Source organism: Bradyrhizobium sp. CCBAU 051011 (assembly GCF_009930815.1).
Lineage (GTDB): Bacteria > Pseudomonadota > Alphaproteobacteria > Rhizobiales > Xanthobacteraceae > Bradyrhizobium.
In genome coordinates, this window is record NZ_CP022222.1 from 5,394,147 (window position 1) to 5,417,057 (window position 22,911).

At 58.6% G+C, this 22,911-nt stretch carries 20 protein-coding genes; 6 read left to right on the forward strand and 14 right to left on the reverse strand.

Translation table 11 applies throughout. The features are described from left to right. Positions 1-161: 161 nt before the first annotated feature. Complete coding sequence (locus tag ACH79_RS25155) at positions 162-1,160, reverse strand: PAS domain S-box protein (RefSeq protein WP_161853386.1); 999 nt, start codon at positions 1,158-1,160, stop codon at positions 162-164. A 391-nt stretch (positions 1,161-1,551) separates the two neighbouring features. Here ACH79_RS25155 and ACH79_RS25160 point away from each other — a divergent pair, with 391 nt between their 5' ends. Continuing rightward, a complete protein-coding gene (locus tag ACH79_RS25160; protein ID WP_161853387.1) occupies positions 1,552-3,603 on the forward strand; it encodes a glycosyltransferase family 2 protein in 2,052 nt (683 codons plus the stop codon). Positions 3,604-3,607: 4 nt separating this feature from the next. Further along, on the forward strand, positions 3,608-4,363 hold the full coding sequence (gene bcsS, locus ACH79_RS25165; protein ID WP_161853388.1) for a cellulose biosynthesis protein BcsS: 756 nt from the start codon (positions 3,608-3,610) through the stop codon (positions 4,361-4,363). 853 nt (positions 4,364-5,216) lie between these two features. Here the strand turns inward: bcsS and ACH79_RS25170 are convergent. Both ACH79_RS25170 and ACH79_RS25175 read right to left on the reverse strand, forming a co-directional pair. Further along, positions 5,217-5,582 (reverse strand): response regulator, encoded by a 366-nt coding sequence (locus ACH79_RS25170; RefSeq protein WP_161853389.1) that lies wholly within the window; start codon positions 5,580-5,582, stop codon positions 5,217-5,219. Continuing rightward, positions 5,575-6,621, reverse strand: a complete 1,047-nt coding sequence (locus ACH79_RS25175; protein ID WP_161853390.1) for an HWE histidine kinase domain-containing protein — start codon at positions 6,619-6,621, stop codon at positions 5,575-5,577. Before ACH79_RS25175 ends, ACH79_RS25170 begins: the two co-directional genes overlap by 8 nt. Positions 6,622-7,074: 453 nt before the next feature. On the opposite strand from ACH79_RS25175, the gene ACH79_RS25180 reads away from it, so the two are divergent. After that, complete coding sequence (locus ACH79_RS25180) at positions 7,075-8,229, forward strand: fatty acid desaturase (RefSeq protein ID WP_161853391.1); 1,155 nt, start codon at positions 7,075-7,077, stop codon at positions 8,227-8,229. Here the strand turns inward: ACH79_RS25180 and ACH79_RS25185 are convergent. Beyond that, entirely contained in the window at positions 8,180-9,619 is a 1,440-nt protein-coding gene (locus ACH79_RS25185) for an IS1182 family transposase (RefSeq protein ID WP_161853392.1), read from the reverse strand. The genes ACH79_RS25180 and ACH79_RS25185 overlap by 50 nt on opposite strands. Positions 9,620-9,736: 117 nt before the next feature. Further along, on the reverse strand, positions 9,737-10,897 hold the full coding sequence (locus tag ACH79_RS25190) for an IS30 family transposase (protein WP_161849302.1): 1,161 nt from the start codon (positions 10,895-10,897) through the stop codon (positions 9,737-9,739). A 156-nt stretch (positions 10,898-11,053) separates the two neighbouring features. On the opposite strand from ACH79_RS25190, the gene ACH79_RS25195 reads away from it, so the two are divergent. Then, positions 11,054-11,362 carry a hypothetical protein gene (locus ACH79_RS25195; protein WP_161853393.1) on the forward strand — a complete coding sequence of 103 codons (309 nt, stop codon included), beginning with the start codon at positions 11,054-11,056 and terminating at the stop codon, positions 11,360-11,362. Between the two features lie 473 nt (positions 11,363-11,835). Here ACH79_RS25195 and ACH79_RS25200 read toward each other — a convergent pair whose 3' ends face one another. Then, positions 11,836-12,192 (reverse strand): hypothetical protein, encoded by a 357-nt coding sequence (locus ACH79_RS25200; RefSeq protein ID WP_246738106.1) that lies wholly within the window; start codon positions 12,190-12,192, stop codon positions 11,836-11,838. A gap of 192 nt (positions 12,193-12,384) precedes the next feature. Between ACH79_RS25200 and ACH79_RS25205 the strand changes: the two genes are divergently transcribed. Further along, positions 12,385-13,317: a Ku protein gene (locus ACH79_RS25205; RefSeq protein WP_161853394.1), complete on the forward strand. Its 933-nt coding sequence runs from the start codon at positions 12,385-12,387 to the stop codon at positions 13,315-13,317. 397 nt (positions 13,318-13,714) lie between these two features. On the opposite strand, the gene ACH79_RS25210 is transcribed toward ACH79_RS25205, so the two are convergent. The 6 genes from ACH79_RS25210 to ACH79_RS25235 all read right to left on the reverse strand — a co-directional run bounded on the left by ACH79_RS25210 (position 13,715) and on the right by ACH79_RS25235 (position 18,238). Beyond that, positions 13,715-14,221, reverse strand: coding sequence for a DUF1993 family protein (locus ACH79_RS25210; RefSeq protein ID WP_161853395.1), 507 nt, complete (start codon positions 14,219-14,221; stop codon positions 13,715-13,717). A gap of 67 nt (positions 14,222-14,288) precedes the next feature. Then, a complete protein-coding gene (locus ACH79_RS25215; RefSeq protein ID WP_161853396.1) occupies positions 14,289-15,047 on the reverse strand; it encodes an isocitrate lyase/phosphoenolpyruvate mutase family protein in 759 nt (252 codons plus the stop codon). A 436-nt stretch (positions 15,048-15,483) separates the two neighbouring features. Further along, positions 15,484-16,323 (reverse strand): glutathione-dependent disulfide-bond oxidoreductase, encoded by an 840-nt coding sequence (gene yghU, locus ACH79_RS25220; protein WP_161853397.1) that lies wholly within the window; start codon positions 16,321-16,323, stop codon positions 15,484-15,486. Between the two features lie 291 nt (positions 16,324-16,614). Beyond that, entirely contained in the window at positions 16,615-16,911 is a 297-nt protein-coding gene (locus ACH79_RS25225) for a putative quinol monooxygenase (RefSeq protein WP_161853398.1), read from the reverse strand. A gap of 102 nt (positions 16,912-17,013) precedes the next feature. Next, positions 17,014-17,553: a TetR/AcrR family transcriptional regulator gene (locus ACH79_RS25230; RefSeq protein ID WP_161853399.1), complete on the reverse strand. Its 540-nt coding sequence runs from the start codon at positions 17,551-17,553 to the stop codon at positions 17,014-17,016. 133 nt (positions 17,554-17,686) lie between these two features. Continuing rightward, a complete protein-coding gene (locus ACH79_RS25235) occupies positions 17,687-18,238 on the reverse strand; it encodes a TetR/AcrR family transcriptional regulator (protein ID WP_246738107.1) in 552 nt (183 codons plus the stop codon). 216 nt (positions 18,239-18,454) lie between these two features. Between ACH79_RS25235 and ACH79_RS25240 the strand changes: the two genes are divergently transcribed. Then, on the forward strand, positions 18,455-19,123 hold the full coding sequence (locus ACH79_RS25240) for an antibiotic biosynthesis monooxygenase (RefSeq protein ID WP_161853400.1): 669 nt from the start codon (positions 18,455-18,457) through the stop codon (positions 19,121-19,123). A 122-nt stretch (positions 19,124-19,245) separates the two neighbouring features. On the opposite strand, the gene ACH79_RS25245 is transcribed toward ACH79_RS25240, so the two are convergent. Both ACH79_RS25245 and ACH79_RS25250 read right to left on the reverse strand, forming a co-directional pair. Further along, positions 19,246-19,437, reverse strand: coding sequence for an alpha/beta fold hydrolase (locus ACH79_RS25245; RefSeq protein WP_161853401.1), 192 nt, complete (start codon positions 19,435-19,437; stop codon positions 19,246-19,248). 88 nt (positions 19,438-19,525) lie between these two features. After that, positions 19,526-22,696 carry an efflux RND transporter permease subunit gene (locus ACH79_RS25250; protein WP_161853402.1) on the reverse strand — a complete coding sequence of 1,057 codons (3,171 nt, stop codon included), beginning with the start codon at positions 22,694-22,696 and terminating at the stop codon, positions 19,526-19,528. Between the last annotated feature and the right edge of the window lie 215 nt (positions 22,697-22,911).

Genomic DNA, 22,911 nt, shown 5'->3' on the forward strand with positions numbered 1-22,911 from the left:
GTGAGGGACCTCACGGCCTCACGCAAAATTCACAGGCGACTTCGGTAACGCGATTGAGGTCATACGAATCAGCGATCGCTCGCTGTTTAGTGTTTTCGCGAAAAAGCTTGAGCCCTGCAACTTTCGACTTTTGCAACAGTATCGGCCAACAACGGACATCCTCATAACGGCACCTTGATTTCGCAAACAAGCCCGTCTTTGCGCCAGTCAAACCGAACTTCCCCCTTTTGCTGGACGATCATTTGTTCGATGATACGGCTACCAAGTCCCTTTCGCGTAGGTTTGTGCGCGACTGGTCCGCCCGTCTCCGTCCAGCGCAGTCGCAATCGACCGTCAGCTACGTGTGACCATTCCAAGCGGACTTGGCCGCCGGGCGCGGACAAAGCACCGTATTTCGCGGCGTTGGTCGCTAGTTCATGCAACGTTACCGCAACTGCCTGAGCGGCATCTGGCGCTAGCATGGTTTGTGGACCATCTATCAACGTTCGCTTTCCATCGAAATAAGGAGCTAGTTCCTGTGTCGCAATCTCCGATATCTCCGCACCGATCCAACGCGTTGCCGCGAAAAGCGAGCAAACATTAGCAAGTGCCTGGATGCGTCCAGCGATTATCTCTTTGAGACCTTCTGGCGAGCTCGACTGAGAAAGATTTACAGTTGCCAACGCGTTCGCGAGCAAGTTCTTGCTGCGGTGTTCGGCCTCCCGTGCCAGAGTCACGATCAGCTCCTGATTTTTCTTCTGCTCAGTAATATCTCTCGCAATCTTTGATGCGCCGACGATTCTTCCGTCTTCATCTTTGACAGGAGAAACGGTCAGCGACACGACGATCATTACGCCGTTCTTGCGTTGCCGAATGGTCTCAAAATGGTCGACGCGCTCCCCTCGTCGGATGCGCGTTAAAATCTCACGTTCTTCGCCTTGCCGATCCTGAGGGATCACAAGTGTAATGGGCTGACCAATGGCCTCGCTGGCAGAGTAGCCAAAGATGCGCTCAGCACCGCTGTTCCAGCTTGTAATAACGCCATCCAGATTCTTGCTAACTATCGCGTCGTCGCTAGATTCAACAATGGAAGCCAGCCAACGCAATCGTTGCTCGCTCTCGCGAAGTGCCGCTTCGATTTGCTGTGCGCGCGCAATTCCCACGTCGTGTTTCTGCGTCATCGGCCCCCGACGGTCCACTTGATGACAACCTTATAGCACCTACAATGGTCTGTGGATGAAATTTGATGTCTCTTGCTGGTCAATCGCGTCACTTTAACCGTGCGCCGATCACTTCCGGTCTTCTCCGGTAAGCAGACATGATCTGCACCTGCCGGCATGTCTCAAAGGTGCCAACAGCCGACATCGTTCGGCTCGCTCATCGCATAAAGAGTCGACGGAAGTGGCCACCATCAACAGCCGCGACGCACTTTTGAGGCTGAGCCGTGGGCACTGAGATACCTCAGCCGTCGAGAGTCATGTGAAGTCCCGAATCCAGCCTCACTTGCGTCAAACTTCCTAACTTTACGCAATCGGGAAAACTTGGCATCACACCTACTAGGCTCGGCTCTCAATGATAGACATTTTGCTGACGCGCGGCGCCGTCGCCGCGAGTATGGTTGCGCTTGTGCTCGGATTCGCCAGTGTATTCTCGAGCATCGAGTTGGGCTCGGGCGACAGTTCAGTGCAGAAGATCGCACTCGTCATTATCTTCAGCATTGCTTTGCTCAGCCTGTTCTATGGAAACGTCGTCTACCAGTTGACGCGAATAGGCCAGCTTAAGCGTCATTCCAACGGCTCCGATAATTCCCAACTTCAATCGTTCTATGAAGACGATGGCAGCCCGACGGTGAGGATCCTCGTGCCATCCTATAAGGAACAAGTTCCTGTCGTGATGCAAACGATCATGTCCGCAGCACTGTCGGAATTTCCTAATCGCAGCATCACCTTGCTTCTCGACGACCCGCCGCTCTGTGTCGGAGACGATCTGATTACGCTTTCGGCAACGCGCGACCTTGTAGACGAACTGAACAAGATTTTCGCCGCAGCGGCAGATCGGTTTCGTATCTCGGGGCGCGACTATTTGGAACGCACCTCGTCGGGAACAGTGAATATCTTACGCGAACAACGGGTCATCGGAGCTCTCTTCGACGATGCCGCGGCAGTGGTTGAAGACCTTGGAAGACGATACGCTGAACTTTCGCAACCAGCCTTCGCCCACGCCGATGAGCTGTTTGCGCGCGAAGTCATTGAGCGTTTAGTTCGAGAGCACCGCGGCACGGCGGCGCAACTTCGGAACGGGAAGAGCATCGATGCGGCGAGACTGCAGTTGGAGTACGGACGTCTCTCGAAACTGTTCGCTGTGCCCATTGACGTGTTCGAGCGCAAGCAATTTGCCAATCTCTCGCATGCGCCCAACAAGGCAATGAACCTTAACAGCTATATCGGGCTGATCGGACGGACATTCCGCATTTCGAAATCTGCGAATGGCGCTTCGCTGTTAGTGGAAACGCCCGCAGCCGAGGCAGAGGTCACGGTTCCCAATGCCGATTACATCATAACTATCGATGCCGACAGCATCATTCTTCCCGACTACGTCCGCAAGCTCGTCTCAATCATGGAAGCCGACCGGCGCATAGCGATCGCGCAGACGCCCTATTCGGCTTACCCCGATGCGCCGACAGTGCTGGAACGGGTGGCGGGCGCCACCACCGATATCCAGTATCTGGTCCATCAGGGCTTCACAGCCTACAATGCCACGTTCTGGGTTGGAGCGAACGCGGTTCTCCGCCGCGAAGCCCTAGACGAGATCAAAACGATGACAGAGGAGCGCGGTAATGCGATCCCGATCTTCATCCGGGATAAAACCCTCATTGAGGATACCGGATCGACCATTGATCTTGCGGCATGCGGTTGGCGTTTGCACAACCATCCGGAGCGTCTGGCATTCAGCGCGACCCCGTCGGATTTCGGCGCTCTCGTAATCCAGCGCCGCCGCTGGGCGAACGGCGGGCTAATTATTTTCCCGCGTCTGATCGAACTTTGGTCTGGAAAGCAGTCACCCCGGGCCGGTACACTTGAGACGATCATTAGGTCACACTATCTGCTATCGCCAGCCTTGGCGAATGTGGGGTTGCTGCTGTTGTTGGTTATCCCCTTCGGCAGCGAGTTCTCCAGCATTTGGTTTCCCGTCGCAGCCGCTCCGTATTATTTGCTGTATGGTCAAGACCTAACGAGGACGGGCTACAAATGGCGTGATCTGTTGCGGGTCTATGCGCTTACACTGCTGCTTGTTCCCGTTAATCTTGCCGGCGTCTATCGTTCGCTGGAGCAGGTGGTCACGGGCCGCAAGAGCCCGTTTGCACGCACACCCAAGATCGAAGGCCGAACAGCCGCGCCAGCATCTCATCTGCTTGCGCTGTGTGCCCTCACGGCGACTGCCATCTTTTCTGCCGGGGCGAACCTGTGGTCGGGCAACCTGTTGTTCTTCGGCTTCTGCTCGATCAATGCGGGCTTCTTTCTCTATGGCTTCCTACGCCTGATTGGGTGGCGAGAGGCCATCGTGGACATCACAGCAGGCTTTGGCGGGCGTATTTCAACCAGAGTGGCGTCGGCGACAACGTGATCAAATGATTCGGCCCGCGACCAAGATGCGTTGCGAGAAGTCTCTGCTTGAGACCGTCGCGGTCAATTGGCTCGTAGCCCTGGCTGCGCTGGTCTCGATGAACCTCGCGAGCGCCAGCGCAGAAGAACCGCCTCGATGGTCGCTCCAAAGCACCAGCGATTTCGCTTCTTACGGAGCTTTCTATACAGACTTGACCGGGACTTACTCTCCTTTTGGAAATCTGTGGGAGCAAGGCTGGCGTGTGCAAGGAATCGCGTCTGCTCGGCGCTATAGCTTCATGGATTCGGGCACGAAACGCATCGGCCTGGACACCACACTCGACGGCTTAGTCGGATATCAGTTCATCTCAAATGGCTGGTCATGGCTTCTTGCCGCAGGTCCATCGATGGTGAACGCCCATCTATACGCAGCACCTGGTCTGGGGCCGTCCAATACCACGCTGTTCGGCATCAAAGCCCTGTCCTCAGTTTACGGCAATCCGACCAGCAACACGATGCTTTACGCCCAGGCGCACTACAACACGGGGTCGGAGTTCTTCTATGTGCAGGGCAAGACAGGCGTCGCCATCGGAAAAAACCTGTTCATTGGACCCGAAGCGGCCTTCTCGGGCAGCTGGACTTATGACCAGATCCGGATCGGAGGCCACATAACAGGCTTCAACGTCTTTGGTATGCAGTCTGGTGTGTCGCTGGGTTTTGTTCGCGACTCGACGTACGGAAGTGGCTTCTATACTGGCCTTAATCTTCAGACCAATTTCTGATTTTCCGACGTGCTACAGGCACCGTGGCCAGACACGGCCTAAACACCCCTGGATGCGCTTTCAGTTCGGGTCCTTCGAAGGATATAGTGGAGACGCTGCGAAGGTCTGCAATGGGTCAAACTGAGAAGTTCGGACGCGCAAAGGGGAAGTCGGCTTTAACTTCGAATGTGTTGCAAAAGTCGAAAGTTGCAGCCCTAAGAATTTTTCGCGAGAATCTAAAAAGCGAAGCGATGGCGATTCGGATAAGCTCAATTGCATTACCGACGTCGCCTGTGAGTTTAGCGTGAGGCGATGAGGTCCCTCAGATCTTTACACGAAAACCGTGCCTGCAGCCCTCGGAATTTTTGACCACCCCTGTAAAACGACTTTTGCAACACAATCACTTCAAGAACGGACATCGTCAGTCCGGCCTGTCAGGTCCGAAAAGTGCCCGCAACTGACCCTGTGCTCGGCATGGCAGCCTCCTATATGTTGCGCGGGGAGGGCGCATGCTCGCGGGTCATGAATTGGCGACGACGATGCTTTCAGTCGCGTTACACATAAGGCAGGCGTACGTGCGCAAATCGAAGCCGGGCCTATCCGGTTCAAGATGCGAAAGGATCATCGGAGACTCGCAATCCGCACAGAACGGACGCTCGCTAGTGGGTTTGCCATGGAAGAACGAGGGGGTGGGATGGTTTAGCATTGGCGTTTCCCTTGATTAGGCGGGAGGGCAATACTCTCAGTCACCGATAGATGCCGTGACGGGGCGGTGATCTAACTACCATACGCCTGTCGTTGCGAGATTCTGGTCAGTTTTGCTCACAATAGCATTTGGTGGCGAGCGCCGTAGGCGGAGCAGGTAAGGACCGATCTATCTGGGGAGTAGCTGCGTAAAGATCTCGGCCAATTTCTCAAAACTAAACGGTTTAATCAGCAGTGGGCGGTCGCGGTAGCCGTCTCTCATATCCCGACCGCTGTAGCCTGTTGAGAAAATGAATGGCACGTCTCGTGCTGAGAGCGCGTCGGCCACCGAATTTGTCTTGTCGCCGTCCAAATTCAAATCGAGCATGGCGGCATCGAAGACTTGCGCGCCTATCAGCTTTAGCGCCTGCGGGACTGTTGCGGCGGTGGTGACGGCCTCGCATCCGAGATCGGACAGCATGTCTTCAATCAGCATCAGGATCATCATTTCATCCTCGACAACAAGGATGCGGCGGCCAGATAGTAAGTTATTCATCGCCAACACCTCCTGGAGCAGGAATGTTGATCGTACAACTTACGCCGTCCACCGGGTATTCGAGGTTCACGGTCCCTTCCAATTCATGTGGTAGGCCGCGCTCGATCACGCGAGAGCCAAAGCCCTTCCGGGTTGGTAGTGTAACGGGTGGTCCACCCTTCTCCAGCCAATGCAGAATTAGCCGATTGCCTTTGGTTGTCATCCACTCGATCAGGATTGATCCCGCATCATTTGAAAATGCACCGTACTTTACGGCATTTGTTGCGAGTTCGTGGAGTGCAATACCAAGGGCCAAGGTCGCCTTTGGCGGGAGACGGACATTGTTACCCGTTATTACAATGCGCTCCGTCCGCCCGTCCGCGACGCCGAACGGCGCTAACGCCTCATTGACAAGGTCCAGCAGCCCCGCGCCTTCCCAGTTCTCGCGAGTTAGCAAGTCGTGTGACCGGGAGAGAGCAAAGAGACGAGACTCGATAGACTCGCGTACCGCCTCGGGAACGGCATTTTTTCGCAAAGCCTGCCAGACAATCGACTGCACCGTTGAAAGGGTATTTTTCACCCGATGGTTCAACTCGTCGATCATCATCGCGGAGTGAGCGGTCTCTTGCTTCTGGTGAGTGATATCCACGAATGACGCAAAATGTTCTACAACATAGCCGTTCTGATCGCGAACGGGGTTGATAAAGACAGCGGCGCAGAACACGCTGCCGTCCTTGCGGCGGTAGCTAATCTCCGATGAGTGGTCGGTACTCTTTGCGAACGCGGCTTCGATTAGCGCCAGCGCCTTCGGATCGGCACCGCGGGCCATCAGAAAATTGAAGCTCTGACCAAGCACCTCTTCTCGGTCGTATCCTGATAAAGTCAGAAAGCTGTCATTGGCAAAGATGATCGGATTGTCAGGGTCGTTCGCATCTGTGAACACCATCGCCATTCGCGTTGTGTCAGCGGCGACGACAAACGGGCCACGCTCCTTCCGATAATTTGCAACGTCGGCCTCGGCCGCCTTTTGCTTTTCGGATTTGCTCTTCAATTTCCACATTACAAGCGCGATCGGTTTCTGGCCCCCTTAAATGGCGAATGAAAGTGCAAGAACCATAATTTCCGAGAAGGGCCTATCCTTGCGCTAGTGGCTGGGGGGCGAGCCATGGTGCGCAGGGGCGTTCGTTCAAAACGCGCTGTGCTTGCGAGAGTTCCAAAGATTGTCGGGGCGCGATGGGCCTTCGCAAGCGTAAACGCTGACCGGGTGAAGCTGGCGGGGGCGGTTCAAGATACTCGCCGACCTCAAGTCTGCTTTGGGGGTCAAAAACCAGAAGTATTCCGGCTTATCAGGCATCTCCGACTTACCTTCAATGAACAGACATTGTTAGCTGCAGCACCCGCTAAAACCAATCACGTATGAGCAATTCTGCTCAGTATGCCTCCTCGCTCAGTGCTATTCATTGTGGCGGCCACGATCGCGCAGCCGTCCGCTTCTGGAGGGCGAAATATAGAGATGGTTTTAAGGTCACCAGAAACCCGTGCGTTGATGCACCTGCTCGCCCGTTATAGCGAGCCGAACAGCGCGCGCGGAGTGTTCGAACTGGTGATCACGGTTGTGCCCTTCATTGTCATTTGGGCTCTGATGTGGGTGGCTCTAGATCATGGCTATTGGATTGGCCTGCTGCTCGTGGTACCGGCGGCGGGATTTCTCGTCCGCCTCTTCATGATCCAGCACGACTGCGGCCACGGGTCGTTCTTCTTCGGCCGCCTTGCAAACGATTGGGTCGGCCGAGCCATCGGTGTCGTGACCCTGACTCCGTACGATCTCTGGCGACGAAGTCATGCACGCCATCACGCAAGTTCAGGCAATCTCGATCGTAGGGGGATCGGCGACATTGACACGTTGACCGTGCATGAGTTTCGGTCACGGCCTCGATGGGGTCAGATCCTTTATCGGCTGTACCGGCATCCGATTGTGATGTTCGGCGTCGGTCCCTCGTATATGTTCATCTTGCAGCATCGCCTGCCGATAGGGATGATGCGAGGCGGCTGGATGCCATGGCTAAGTGCTATGAGCACGAACACGGCCATTGCAATTCTGGTGGCCGCGATGATCTGGCTGGTCGGCTTTGGGCCATTCCTGCTTATACACCTTCCGATCATGGTCCTGGCGGCGTCGATTGGTGTGTGGCTGTTCTTTGTTCAACACCAATTCGAAGACACCTCCTGGTCCAATGAAGAGCTTTGGAGTTTTCACGACGCTGCCCTTCATGGCAGCTCTCATTATCACTTGCCCGCAATTTTCCGTTGGTTCACGGCAAACATTGGCGTTCACCACGTTCATCACCTATGCAGTCGGATCCCTTGCTATCGGCTACCCGAGGTACTGTGGGATCATCCGGAGCTGGCTGCCGTCGGTCGAATCACGGTGTTTCAAAGTTTTCGGTGCGTCCGAATGGCTTTGTGGGACGAGATGGGGCAGCGGCTCATTTCGTTTGAAGAGGCGGCAAAGTCCGTAGATCGGCAGCCTCAGATGCTCTACATGTCTAAGTTGGGTCTTGGCCGTGTAAAAACACCCTTCCCAGGGAAGCCGGTGAGAAGCAAGAATCGGCTCGGTCTCAGGCCACGATCGCAGCCATCAGCGGCTTGGTCCCGACGATGTTCATGACCCGTGTCAGATTGTAGGCCAGGATCGAGAGCGCCATCTCGGCGGCTACTTTTGGAAGCGTTTTGGTAAGGAAGTGTGTCGCCCCCATGCGGGCCTTCATCGTGCCGAACGGATGCTCGACCGTCTCCCGACGCTGGCGCATGGCTTGTGGATTTGCATCAAGGCGCTGCTGCACGGCCTCGAGCAGATGCTCATGCTCCCATCGTGGAATCCGCCGCTCTGGTCCTGTCGTGCACTGCGATTTAAGCGAACAATCTTGACAGGCTGTGGTCCGGTAGCGCCGTAGCCGCTTGCCGTCTTCCTCGCTCGTAAAGCGATATGGCAGTTGCTCCCCAGCTGGACAGCGATAGGCGTCCTCCTCTGGCAAATAGACAAAGTCCTGCTTGCCGAAGCGGCCATCTGACTTGGCGCCCGAGGTCTGCGGCTTGGGCAGAGTTACAGTGATGCCGGCCTCGTGGCACGCGAGGATCTCCAGGCTGCTGAAGTAGCCGCGATCGGCAACGGCCTCAAGCGTCTCGGTCTTAAGAACAGCCTTCGCCTGCTTGGCCATTTTGGCCAGTTGAGCCCGATCTGAGCCGCTGTTCGTGACCTCATGCGTCACAATCAGATGGTGCTCGGTATCCACGGCGACCTGCACATTGTAGCCGACAACGCCGGAACCACGGCCGCTCGTCGCCATCGATCGGCTGTCGGGATCGGTCAGTGAGATTTGCTGGTCGGGCGACGCGAGCATCTGCTTCTCGTAGACGGCAAGCTTGCCCATTTCCGCCTTCAGCTTCGTCAGTTTCTCGGTGAGCCTTGTTACTTTCTCCGCCAGCGCCTCCGTCGGTTCCTGTCGATCGGCGGTATCAAGTTGGCTCAAATAGCGCGCGACGCTCTCCTCCAGCTGGGCGCGCCGCCGCTCCACTTTCGCCCGTGTGAAGTTCTTGTCCCGGTTGTTCACGGCCTTGAACTTACTGCCATCGATGGCGACGCTCGCCGTCGCGAGAAGGCCCATCTCACGGCAGAGTTCGACGAAGCGAGCACATACCTTGCGCAATGCCAGGCCATTGTCTTTGCGGAAGTCCGCGATCGTCTTGTGATCGGGAGCGAGCCGGCCCAATAGCCACATGACCTCGACATTGCGTCCGGCCTCGCGCTCCAGCCGCCGGCTCGACTGCACTCGGTTCAGATAGCCATAGATGTACAGCTTCAGCAGAACCGAGGGATGGTACGACGGTCGACCAGTTGCCGCTGGCTCAACCCCCTCGAAGCTCATCTCGGCCAAGTCGAGCGCACCGACAAACACATCGATCACCCGAACAGGATTACTCTCGTCAATGAAATCATCGAGGCATTCGGGCAACAGCGTCCATTGCCCACGATCCGCCTCTTCAACGAAGCGCCTCATCAATTCCCCCGCAGAATCACGAGGGAATCATACCAGCGGCACAGCGTTTTCACACAGCCAGGGTCATTCGCGTCGATTTTGGCACGTCTGCCGGATGTCCGGTTACGGGGTGCCGGCTCAACCGGTCGACGCAACACAGGCGTTAAATCTCTCTGCTGGTGTTTCAAATTGCAAGGTCTCACGTGGTCGTTCGTTTAGCTGACGAGCCACTTTGTTCAGATGGGCTTGCGAGTGCACCGACAAGTCGGTGCCCTTCGGGAAGTATTGTCGCAGCAGGCCATTGGTGTTCTCGTTCGACCCGCGCTGCCACGGGCTTTGCGGATCGCAAAAATAGACGTCGATTTTGCTCGCCAACGTAAAGCGACGATGATCCGTAAGTTCCTTGCCCCGGTCCCAGGTCAGGGATTTATATAGCTCCTTTGGTAGCTTCTTCGCCTGCTTGATGAGCGCGGAGACCACTGTCTGGGTGTCCTTGCCTGCCACCTTGGCCAACATCACGTAACGGGTATGACGCTCGACCAAGGTCGCGATGTAGGTGTTGTTCGGCCCGGACAGGAGATCGCCTTCCCAATGACCAGGCACCGCCCGATCTTCAACCGCCGCCGGTCGCTGACGGATTGAGACGATATCCTTGATATGCCCCCGTTTATCGCCATTCGGGTCAACCGGCCTGGAGCGACGCATCAAGCGCTTCGATCGAAGATGGCTAAGCAGCTCTTTCTTGAGCACGCCGCGCGCTTGGACAAACAGGCTGCGATAGATGGTCTCGTGTGACACCTGATTACACTCGTCTTCAGGATGCGTTCTCTTCAGCCAGCCGGCTATCTGCTCGGGTGACCAATCCAATCTGAGCTTCCCTGCCACCGCCTGCCGAAGCCGCGGATTGGTCGCTAACTTACAACATTTTGGACGACGAGATCGCGCCCAGGCGTTCTCGTCCGCAAGTGTCGCTCGGTAGCGATCATAGCCGCCATTGCGACTCATTTCCCGGCTCACCGTCGAGGGTGAGCGGCCAAGCAGTTTGGCGATCGACCGTGCTGATTGATGTGCCGTAACGCCTCTGGAAATCACCTCGCGTTCCGCGAGCGTCAACGCCAGCCTGGAGCGACGCCGCTCCGCAGGACGAATTCCACCATGCGGAGCTACCAAAAAATAGATCGACGATGATTGCTTACCAAAAGCTCGTCCAATCGCCTTCAGCGACTCCCCACGCTTCCAGCGATCCCATAACTCCGTCTTCTCTGCCGCAGTAAAACCTCTATGAAACCTTCGTTCCATCCCACACTCCATCTTTTCCCTCTAAGATAAAGTGTTGCGGCGACCGGTTGAGACCACCGGGTAATCTCGGAAGCTCCGGTTGTCCGATTTTGCCGGTTGAAGGCATCTGTTTGGCCGTGATTCAAGCGACCAAACGGGAACCTCGAATCATGCGGTATGAACTCGCGCCTCCTGGCCGATCTCGCGGTGGTCTGGGAGGAGCACGGGGTGAGCGTGTTGCAACGCCTGGCTGTCACTGATCCAGGCAAGCTGGCGCAGATCGCCTACGGGCTATTGCCTCGCGACGTCTTCATCAGCGTTGAACAGCGAACGCCGGGCAACCTCGATGCCGATGAGTGGCAGATCCTCCGCAGGGTGATTGATCTCATCAAGCAGAACGCCAACGGCGCCGAGCTTGGACCGGTGTTGCAGACCATCGAGGATGCGTTGCGGGCCGACCAGGCCAAGATGATCGAGGCGGAGTGAGTGGGGCCGCCGGAGGGGGCTATCCAGCGGCGACCCCTGCCGACCGCTTGGTGAAATGCTGGTGCGGCCGACCTGATTCAAGTTACGCCCGGCCGGTCATGTTCCAATTCATCAAGCACAACGCGAACGGCGCCGAGCTGGGGCCTGTGCTGGAGACGATCGAGAATGCATTGCGTGCTGACCAGGCCAAGCTGATCGAGGCTGAATGACCGCTTGGGGCCGCCGGTGGGCTATCCACCGAACGGCCACAGCCTGTCGCTTGCTCCTCGGGTGAGGTCGGCGACCGACGCGGTTCAACGTGACGAGGCAAGCCGCGTTCCAAACGGAAACGCCGCCCAGCGGCAATGATTGCTGGTGCGGCGTTGGCATTCCCGAGGTCGGACACTGAAATTCCGGCAGGGAACAAGTAGCAAGCGCTATGCCATCTTTTGTGACGCGTAATGGGGCGTTCGGCTCACCTGCGCGATTTTTTTCTAGGCCGCCCTTCTGGAGGTGCCACCTTCTCTGACATCGCTCGTGATCTCGCCGACAAGTTCCTTGCCGCGATAGACCTGCACCCTTTCGTCGGGCGCGATTGGCCACGCGTTGCCGCCATACAATCGGACTGCATCGGCGGTCCGGATTTCCACGGTCCGCTCGCAGCGGCGGCAGGAGATGCGCAGCACGTGGTGCTGAAATTCCGAAAGACGTCTCAGCCGTATCTGGTCCCCGGTCGCGCCGGCGCGAGGGTCTTTGAGGACCGATTCCCAGTATTCGGCCGGGAGGGGCGCATCCGGAGCCGCAGCGGAGGGGCCCGGCCTACGGACGGCTTCAGCGGCCAGCTTTTCCATCTGCTTTTGGGGTCGGCATGCGCCAGCTCGCGGGTAGGTCGGTCATTCCGGATTAGAACATAAAGAGAACAAAAGTCGAGTCCGCTCCCGCCCGTGCCGCGAAAAAATCATCCTATTGGAAGGGGCGCGGTGTCGGAACCAAGCCGGGCCATTCGTCTTGAATCCAGCATCAGTATTGGAGTTCCCCCCGTCATGGCACCCCGCGCTAACTGGAAAGGCTTCCTGCGTCTTTCCCTCGTCACCTGTCCAGTAGCGCTCTATCCGGCCACGTCGGAATCCGAAAAAGTCTCCTTCAATCAGCTCAACCGGAAGACCGGCCATCGCATCAAGTACGCCAAAGTCGATGCCGACACCGGCGAGGAGGTCGCCAACGAGGACATCGTCAAGGGCTACAAAGTCGACACCGACACCTTCATCGAGGTGACCAAGGAGGAGCTTGAGAACGTGGCGCTGGAATCGACGCGAACTATCGAGATCGACGAGTTCGTCGACCGGAGCGAGATCGATCCGCGATATCTCATCCGCCCCTATTACCTGCGTCCCGATGGCAAGGTCGGGCACGACGCCTTCGCTGTCATCCGCGAGACTATCCGCGAGATGAACAAGGTCGCAATCGGTCGTGTGGTGCTGACCAATCGCGAGCACATCATCGCGCTGGAGCCGCTCGACAAGGGGCTGATGGGGACGCTGCTGCGTTATCCCTACGAAGTCCGCTCCGCGGATGAGTATTTCGACGATATCCAGGATGTCAAAGTCACCAAGGACATGCTCGACCTCGCCAAGCACATCGTCAATCAAAAGGCGGGTCACTTCGAGCCGGATAAGTTTGAAGACCAGTATGAAACCGCCCTCATCGATCTCATCAACCAGAAGCGCGCCGGCAAACCCATCACCACGAAAGCGCGTCCGCGCGGTGAGAACGTGGTCGACCTGATGGACGCGCTGCGCAAGAGCATCGGAGGAGGCGCGGCGGCATCGACAGAGACGCCGAAGAAGCCAGCCAAGAAGGCGCGCAAGGCGGCGCCCGGCCAGAAGGAAATGCTAATGCCGATCGCCGGCAAGAAACCGGCCAAGGAGGCCGCGGCCAAGAAGCCGGCGGCCAGACCGCAGCGGAAGTCAGCCTAGCGTGTCGTGAAGCCAGACTGGCGTTGCTTCGTCGTCCGCGTCAGGCTATGGCGGATGGCGAATCCCGGTCTCGACGAGGTGAAGTGAGCCGATCTCGTCGGTCAGCTGATGGCAGCCCCGAGCCCAAGGACGAACGTCGGCTGCTCGCCTCTGGCTGCGGCATCACGGCAGTCGTTCGTCGCCCGACGCCCGATGGCTTTCGGAGGCGCCCCGCATGGGTGCTGCCCAATCCTGGCGGCCTCAATCGAGGCTCAGCCTCGATGCACGCGTCCAGGCGTATTCGGCATTCCGCGTCGAGATTCGAGCATCGCCCCGATCTTGGCCAGTTCGAGGACCGCTCACGCCTCGACCGCTCGGCGGCCGCTGCATCGTCCTCACGGACAGCCGGTCCCCAGGCTTAGGCATCGACGAAATTGACCGCTCCAAGAAAGTCCATCTTGCCGACGTCGACGCCGCTGTTGCGAAGGATCGCGTACACCATCACAATGTGGAAGTAGACATTCGGAATCGTCATCTGCAGCAGGTAGTCCTTGCCGCCCAGGACCTTTCCGGGCGCCCACGACAGGCTGACTTTCCGGCCTGCCGCGCCCTGATACTGCTCTTGAGGAACGCTTTGAGCGAAGTCGACCGTCTTGCGGATGCGCGCGCGCAGCTCTTCCACCGTCTTCTCATTGTCTTCGTGCTCGGGCGGCCTCTGTCCCGACAGCCAGGCGGCCCCGGCCTTAACGTAGTCGCAAGCGCTCTGGACCTGATAGATCAGCGGCTTCATGTCCGGCGCCAGTCGGCCATTCAATATGGAGTCGACATCCACGTTTTTCGCTTCGGCGAAAGCTATGGTTTTATTGAGCCAGCCCTCGACAAGCTTCAAGGACTGCGTGCATTGCGATATCGCTTCATAATACATCGTCTGATCCTCTCCTGAATTGTGGGCCTCCACGACCGTGGTGCAAGCCGCGTCGCGTGGGTTTTCCTTACCGCGTATCGCGATGAAAGACTTTGGCCGCCTTCTTCTGCAGCGCTTCCATTGCCTCGGCATACGGAATCGGCCCGTAGCTCACACGAGCGACGCCCAGCCTCGCTAGTTTGTCATTAGACGGCACGCCTTCCATCACCATGACATTGACCGGCAGCGTCGCTTCGCTCGCGATCCGCTTGATCTGATCGGCGTCCGTCAGGCCGGGAATGAAGAAGCCGGACGCGCCGGCGGCCGCATAGGCCCTCTCCCGCTGCAGGGCCTCTTCGACATCGGCGCTGTTCCCGAGGAAGACGTCGGTTCGAGCGTTGATGAAGAACGGGATGCTCTTGTGCTCGGCCGCGCGACGAATTGCGGCGATGCGCTTGGCCTGCCGGTCGATGTCGTAAAGGCCTTTGCCCTTCACTACGCGGTCCTCGAAGTTGATGCCGATTACGCCTAGGTCGAGAAGCTTCGAGATATTGGATGCGAGCTTGTGATCGTCGTCGCTGTAGCCGCCTTCGAAGTCCACGGTGACTGGCACATTGACGCTTGAAGCGATCTTGCTGGCGACCTGTTCGGCAATCGCGATCGGAAGATCTTCGCCGTCATCGTATCCTTGCGCGGCCGCGACAGACCAGCTGCTCGTCGCGATCGACTTCGCTCCTGCCTCGACGATCGCTTTGGCGCTGCCCGCATCCCAGGCATTGTACAGAATTACCGGATTCCCTTTGACGTGAAGGGCGGCAAACTCCTTGGCTTTCTTTGCTTGGTTCACTGTGGTTCTCCTGTCCTAGACTCGCGAACACGCGCAGGCGGCGCGCCTCATGCGCCGTGGCACACCGGATTCGCCTTTACCGAACCATGCCGGGTGCTTGGCTATCTATCGATAGATTGCTAGTGTGATGGTTACGGGCGGACGGTGCCGCTGTCAATCTCTATCTACTGATAGAGCAGCCCCGTGGCCGGTCTTCCAGATCCGCCGGCCTTGAGCGAGACAATCGACCGATTACGCACCTGCGGTGAAGCTTTCACGAAACCGCCGGTGCGGTCCTCGAGGACCACGCCTCCACGCGTGTCGCATAGGGTGTCACCTCCTGGCTCATTGTCCGCGCAGACGAAGGGACCTTGGTTCGTTGAGGCGCTCGTCGCCGGTGATGACTATCCGCACAGGCTTGGCCTGCGCTCGCGAAGAGCAGGGGCGCCTGGGCGTGCTAACGGTCGAAATCGCTGGCGTCGTGACGCTCCTGCAACGAGCCTGGCCAGTCATTCTCCTTGCGGTTCACGAGCCGCCCGCGCTGGACAGCCGTACGTTTCGCGATCGCCGCTGCCCAACGTTCTACGTTTGGATACTCGTGCGTGCTCAGGAATTCGCGCACGTCGTTGGCCCAGCCGAGGACCAGCGCTCCGTACCAGGGGAAGATGGCGATATCGGCAATCGTGTATTCATTTCCGCTAATGAAGATGCGGTCTGCGAGACGGCGATTGAGCACGTCGAGTTGGCGCTTTACTTCCATGGTGTAGCGGTCGATGGCGTACTCAATCTTGACAGGCGCGTATCGGTAAAAGTGAGCGAAGCCGCCGCCAAGATAAGGCGCACTTCCCATTTGCCAGATGAGCCAGTTCAGGGTTTCAGATCGACCCCGCGTGTCGTCGGGCAAAAAGCGTCCGAATTTCTCGGCAAGATACAGCAGGATCGCGCCCGACTCGAACAGGTGGACGGGCTTCTCGATACTGCGGTCGACCAGCGCCGGGATCTTCGAGTTCGGATTGACTTCGACAAAGCCCGATCCGAACTGGTCGCCCTTCATGATGTCGATCAGCCAGGCGTCGTATTCTGCCCCGGTCTCGCCGACCGCAAGGAGCTCTTCCAGTAGGACCGTGACCTTGATGCCGTTCCAGGTGCCTTGCGAGTAGAGTTGCAATGGATGCCGACCAACCGGCAGATCTCTTTCATGTGTCGCACCGGCGACGGGACGATTGATCGAGGCAAAAACCCCGCCGCTGACTTTGTTTGTCCAAACTTTGGGTGGGGTGTAGTTGTCAGCACTCATCGGCCGCTCCGTCTAATTCTCGCGCAACGCAGGATTCTAGCGCGCCGGGCAGCGGCAACGTTTCGGCGCTGATCGAACTATGCCGCGTGCGATCATAAGACCCGGCTCACGCTTTCGTCGTCTTCTCCGTGAGCAGCAAGGCCGCGATCACACCATGTGTGGCTGCCAAGGCTGTTCGCACAATCAACATTCTTGAACATTTTGCAGAAGAAAATACAAAATGGCCTGTTCGCGTCCGGTGGGCATCAAAGCCGCCGGCTCCTCGATCCGTCACTTGGCGACGCCCGACGGCTACCCATCAACCAAGATCCTGTACGGCACACGTTCTCTGCTCTCGAGCAATGGCACCGCGCGTTGGAGGACCAGCTCTTTGAAATGCGGTGTCGCCTGGTGATCGGCGAAGTCCTTTTCCTCACCATAGTGTTCGTACAAGAGAAACTCGTTCGGCCGCTCGACAGACTGGTGCGCAATGAAGCTTCGGCAGCCGGGCTCGGCACGGCAATGCGGTACGAACTCCTGCAGAATGTTCTCGATTTCGCTTTGATATTCCTTTCTTGCCACCCAGCGCGCCACAACAATATAACTCATTTATTCGATCCTCCCGGCTTCGCCGTCTTGCCTGCAACCCACACCGGTTTCGCGCGCCGCAAGGTCCTTCACCCAATCAGTTTTCGCCGCATTGCTTTTACTTTAGGAGGTCGGTTTGATTATGGATGAGCTCAGCGCGGATGTCGCCTGATCGAAGGCGCCGATGTCGCCATAGGCACGAGCAAGAATCATCCCGCCCTCCAGTGTGGCGATGACGTGGTGAGCCCGCGCGGTCGCGCCAGGACCTCCGACGCGGCCGGCGAGATCCTCGATGCAGCGGCGGAAGAACGACTGCACCTCGGCCGTCACCTCCGGTGTCAGCGCGCCGGCCTCGGCACCAAGAATGCCGCAGAGGCACATGCGCCCGTCGTGCTCGATCGTCTTTCTGACCGCTGCACGATAGGCGCTGATCGCATCCTCAGGGCTCTCATCGGGTTTTGCCTCGACAGACGCGAGGAATCGCTTCGCGTAGCGCTGGGCCACGGCCGCCGCCATTTTCGCCTTCGTCGGGAAGTGGTGATGGACACTCGCGCTCTTGATTCCGACCTCAGCCGCCAGGTCGCGGAAACTAAAACCGGCGTACCCGCGATCTCGAATGTGGGCTTCGGCGAGATCCATCAAACGTTCGGCCGTTCCGCTCACGAAGCTCTCCTGTCTATCGATAGATAGACTACTTTAGCGCGATTGGCCAGTGAAATTTGTCTCGTGAGACCTAATGGAAGCGAATAACTCGCGTCATGATTCCGGAAACACCCTGTTTCGGGTGCCGGTTCTACTACTTGAGACGGCGCGCCGCCGCCTTCATCGGCGCAGGCTTCTTGCTCTTGGTGAATTCCCTTGTGGCGTTGTCGTAGACGCTGAAATCGTTCACCGCGTTGGCGACCACGAGTGCGCCGGTGATTGTGGAAAGCAACTGAGACGCCTCGTCCGGCGGCAAGCCTTCCTCGACAAGCTTGTCATGGCACATCTTGAAGAAGCGCTTGACCTCGGCGGCCACCTCCGGGGGCAGATCCTGCGATGAAGCTCCGAGCACTGCGCACGGGCACATCCGATCCTGCGAGTGAAGCGTTCCGCGAAACGCCTTCACCCAGACCTTGATCGGGTTACTCTCCTTGCCGAGCTCGCGCTCGATCAGTTCCGCGGTCTCGGCGGTGTAGCGCTTGATGACAGCTGCAGCGAGATCTTCCTTGGTCGGGAAGTGGTAATGCACGCTCGAACTCTTCACGCCGACATCCGCGGCGATCTCGCGAAAACTGAAACCGTTGAAGCCGCCTCTCCGCATCCGCCGCTCAGCGGCGTCCATGATGGCGGCAGCGACATCACTCATCAGGTCTGCTCCCATGGGCTATCTCTCGATAGGTAGGGCTTTGAAAGACCAAAAAGCAACAACTTTAATCTATCTATCGATAGGACATTGTGCTAGACGATTCGGTCGGCATTCGAATAAGGAACGGTTCTGCCTGACCAAGGTGTTGCGGACCGTGATCCGCCGAGACGGCGGCGCTGTTCCCGATTGAAACTCCAAGCGAACGGGTTCAGCAGAATGTTCTCTGTTATTTTCGAAGTCCACCCAAAGCGCAGCGAATTCGAGCTTTACCTCGCGCTCGCCAAAGACCTGAAGCCAATCCTTGAGGGGATCGACGGTTTCATTGACAACGAACGGTTTGAGAGCAAGCGCCGGCCAGGGTGGATTCTCTCACATTCGACCTGGCGCGACGAAAAGTCCGTCGTTCGATGGCGCACGATCGCCAAGCACCATGAGACGCAACAACGCGGCCGCGACGAGGTTTTTCAGGACTACCACCTGCGTGTCGGCGAGGTCGTGTCCGATTCAACGCCGCCGGACGGGGTAAAGCTCGTCGAGCAGCGGCTGGACGAGACCGAGGTCGGCGACGCAAAATTTGTTGCGCTGACTGAAATCTCTCCCGCCGGCAACCCCGTCCCCGAGAACCTCGCAGAGCTACTGGCGCTCGATCGACACCGTCCGGCTCTGCTGGACCATGACGTCTTCGCGAGCATCTACAACGAGGGGAAATTGGCGCTCCTCACGTCGTGGCGCGACCGCCGATCGGCGGAGGCGTTCGACGTCAGTCCTGCCGCCAGCGCTGGCGTGGTCAGGCATCGCGTCGTGCGCATCGTGCGCGACTACGGCATGCTCGACCGACGCGAGAGCCCGCAATACTACCCAGAGATTGCGCGCGTAGCCCAATAGGGCTTCCGCTACGGCACCCGGAGATATCGGCCGGACCGGCGCAACGGTTTTTCGGCGCTCGTTCTTCAAGATGACGCCGTGCTCGCGGCGGTCGCTTGCCGATGACAATCCCAACGGATCGTTTATCCGAGGAGATCGATCGCCGTCACCTCGCACCCTCGCTCTGCGAGCAAGGGCACGACGTGGCGCCACAGGAGGCGGGACGTCGGAATCCCGTGCAGCAGCGCGACGCGGCATCCCTTCCCGGTCTGCGAGAAGGCAATCCGCTGTCCCTCGATCAGCACGGAGTGCGGGATATCCAATTCGGCGTCCACGACCTGGCTCTTCTTTTCGGTTCAACGAAAACAACGGGAACGACCGGAACGGAGACCAGCAACGCGCCGATCTCCGTCCCGGTCGAGGTCAAGCGGATTGGGAAACCGAAGCCTCCTCCACCGCATCTGCCTTCTTTGCCCGGAACCTCTGGATCATCACATAGAAGGCCGGCGTGAAGAGAAGCCCGAAGATCGTCACCCCGAGCATCCCGAAGAACACGGCGGTTCCGAGCGATTGCCGCATCTCGGCGCCGGCGCCGGTCGCGGTCGCGAGCGGCAAGACGCCCAGGATGAATGCAAACGACGTCATGAGGATCGGCCGAAGGCGTGTCTTCGCCGCGCCGACCGCCGCCTGTTCGGGCGACTCGCCCCGCGCCTGCTCTTGCCGGGCGAACTCGACGATGAGGATCGCATTCTTTGCGGCGAGGCCTACCAGCACGACGAACCCGATTTGCGCCAGGATGTCGATCGGCATACCGCGCAGCTGCAAGCCGGCGGCTGCGGTGAGAAGGCACATCGGCAGGATCAGCACGATCGACAGCGGCGTCTTCCAGCTTTCGTACTGAGCGGCCAGGACGAGGAAGACGAAGAGCGCGGCCGCCGCGAAGACGAGGATCGTTGGCGTGCCCTGCTGCTTCTCCTGATACGACAGTTCGGTCCACTCGAACGCGACACCCATCGGAAGCGCCTGCTTGGCCAGCTCCTCCATCCGCGTCATAGCCGTGCCCGAAGAAATGCCCGCTCCGGCCGCTCCCATGATCTCGGCTGCGGGGTAGAGATTGTGGCGGGGGACTCGGTAAGGCGCCGTCTCGTTGCGGAAGGTCGCGACCGAGCCGATCGGCACCATCTCGCCGGCGGTGTTGCGCACTTTCAGACGCGCGATGTCGTCCGGCGTTCCGCGGAACTGCCCGGCGGCTTGCGCAATCACCTGGAAGGTGCGGCCGAGGTAGTTGAAGTCGTTGACGTATTGCGAGCCGATATAGAGCTGCAGCGTCGAGAACACGTCGGTCGGCGTCAGACCGACTTTCTCCGCCTTCAACCGATCGATGTCGGCGAAGAGCGACGGCGATCCGGCATTATAGAGGGTGAACACGCCCGCGAACGTCGGATCCTTGTTCGCGGCCGCGACGAGATCGTTTGCGGCTTTGGCGAGCGCCTGGGCTCCAAGACCGCCGCGATCCTCGAGCATCAGCTTGAAACCGCCTGCCGAGCCGAGGCCCTGCACGGGCGGCGGCATGACCGCGATGACATAGGCGTCCTTCAAGACGGCGAGCTTCTCGCGAAGGATCTTGAGCATCGCCGCAGCGTTCACGCCCGGAATATTCTTTCCATAGAGCGACGGCAGCGCGACAAAGATCGTGCCGGCGTTCGGCGCGACCGTGTTCGTCGTAACGTCGAAACCAGTGACCGGCGAGGTATGCTCCATTCCCGGAATGTTGAGCGCGATGTCGTTCACCTGACGGACAACCTCGTCCGTGCGGGCAAGGCTCGATCCAGGCGGAAGCTGAATGACCACGACCAGGTAGCCAATGTCCTGCTCGGGGATGAAGCCCGTGGGCATCCGCGACATCTGGAAACCCGTGAGACCGATCAGCGCGACGTAGACGAGGGCGATGATGGCGGTGACGCGGACGAAACGCGCGGTCAACTTGCCATACGCAGACGACAGCCACTCAAAGCCGTGGTTGAAGCGGCCGAATACGGCACGCGTGATCCGGCCGAGACCACGCGGCTTGGCGTGCTCGCCGGTCGGATGCGGCTTGAGCAGGACGGCGCACAGGGCGGGGCTCAGCGTCAGAGAGACGAAACACGAGATCACGGTCGAGGCCGAGATCGTGATTGCGAACTGCTTGAAGAACAGACCGCCGATCCCGGAAATGAAAGCAGCGGGAACGAAAACGGCGCAGAGCGTCAACGCGATGGCGATCAATGCCGTCGAGACGTCGGTCATCGTCTGGTGCGCGGCCTCGCGCGGCGACATGCCCGCTTGCATGTTGCGCTCGACATTTTCCACCACGACGATCGCGTCGTCGACGACGATACCGACCGCGAGGACGAGACCGAACAGCGACAAATTGTTGATCGAAACCCCGAAGACGGCGAGGATCGTGAAGGTACCGATGAGGGAAATCGGGATGGCCAACACCGGGATGATCGTCGCCCGCCAGTTTTGCAGGAATACGAACACCACGATCACGACGAGGACGATGGCTTCGAAGATTGTGTGCACGACTTCGTCGATTGACTGGCTGACGAAGGTCGTCGGATCGTAAATGTTGAGGTAGTCGAGACCGGCCGGGAAGCTTTTCTTCAGTTCCGCCATCTTGTCCCACACCGCTTTCTCGACCTGGACGACGTTTGCGCCTGGCTGAGCAATCACCCAGAACGGCGACGAGTCGTAGCGGTCGGCATAGGCTTTCGAGCCGTAGTCGGCGGCGCCAAGCTCGACGCGCGCGATATCACGGATCCGCGTCACCCGGCCTTGCGCGTCTGACTTGACGATGACGTCGCCGAACTGTTCGGGCGTAGTCAGACGGCCGAGCGCCTCGACGCTGATCTCATAGGCCGCCGGATTCGCCACCGGCGGCTTGTTGAGGACGCCTGCCGAGACCTGGGCGTTCTGGGCGCGCAATGCGCTCAGGATCTCATTTGCACTGATATTGGAGGAGGCGGCCTTGTCGGGATCGACCCAGATCCGCATGGCATATTGCCGTTCGCCGAGATTCCACAGGTCTGCAACGCCCGGCAGTCGGGAAATTTCGTCTTTGACGTGGAGGATGAAGTAGTTCGAGATATATTCTGCGCTGCGAGAACCGTCGGGCGAGTAAGGATGCACGCCGAGCAGGAGCGCCGGGATGGTTTTCTTGACCTGCACGCCCTGAAGCTGCACCTCCTGCGGGAGGCGTGAGAGCGTGTCCTGGACCCGGTTTCGGGTCAGCATCAGTGCCGTGTTGGGATCGGTGCCGACCTTGAAGATGACCGTAATGGTCAGAAGGCCGTTCCCGGTTGACTGGCTGGTGATGTAGTCCATGTTCTCGACGCCGTTCACCGCCTGCTCGAGCGGGGTGGCGACCGTGCGCGCCACGGTCTGGCCGGAAGCGCCAGGGTAGGCCGTCGTGATCTGCACTGTCGGCGGAACGATATTGGGATATTGCGCGACTGGCAGCGACGTCAGCATCGCGAGACCGATCAGCACGAAGAAGATGTTGATCACCGTCGCGAAGCGGGGATGATCGATGAAAAAATGCGCGAGCTTCATGGTTCGACTCAGCCTGGTTTTTGACTAGACGCGGCTTGAGCGAGCACGGTCGACACCGCGTGAAGTTCAAACCGTAACTATCTATCGATAGATTGTTTGGACAATTAGAGGGACGGGCGGGGGCGAGTCAATACTCTATCTATCGATAGGGCTGTGCTTTCGTGCGCTTTTCTCTCAATTAAGCCTTCGAGACGGAGGAGCGACCAAACGCTCAT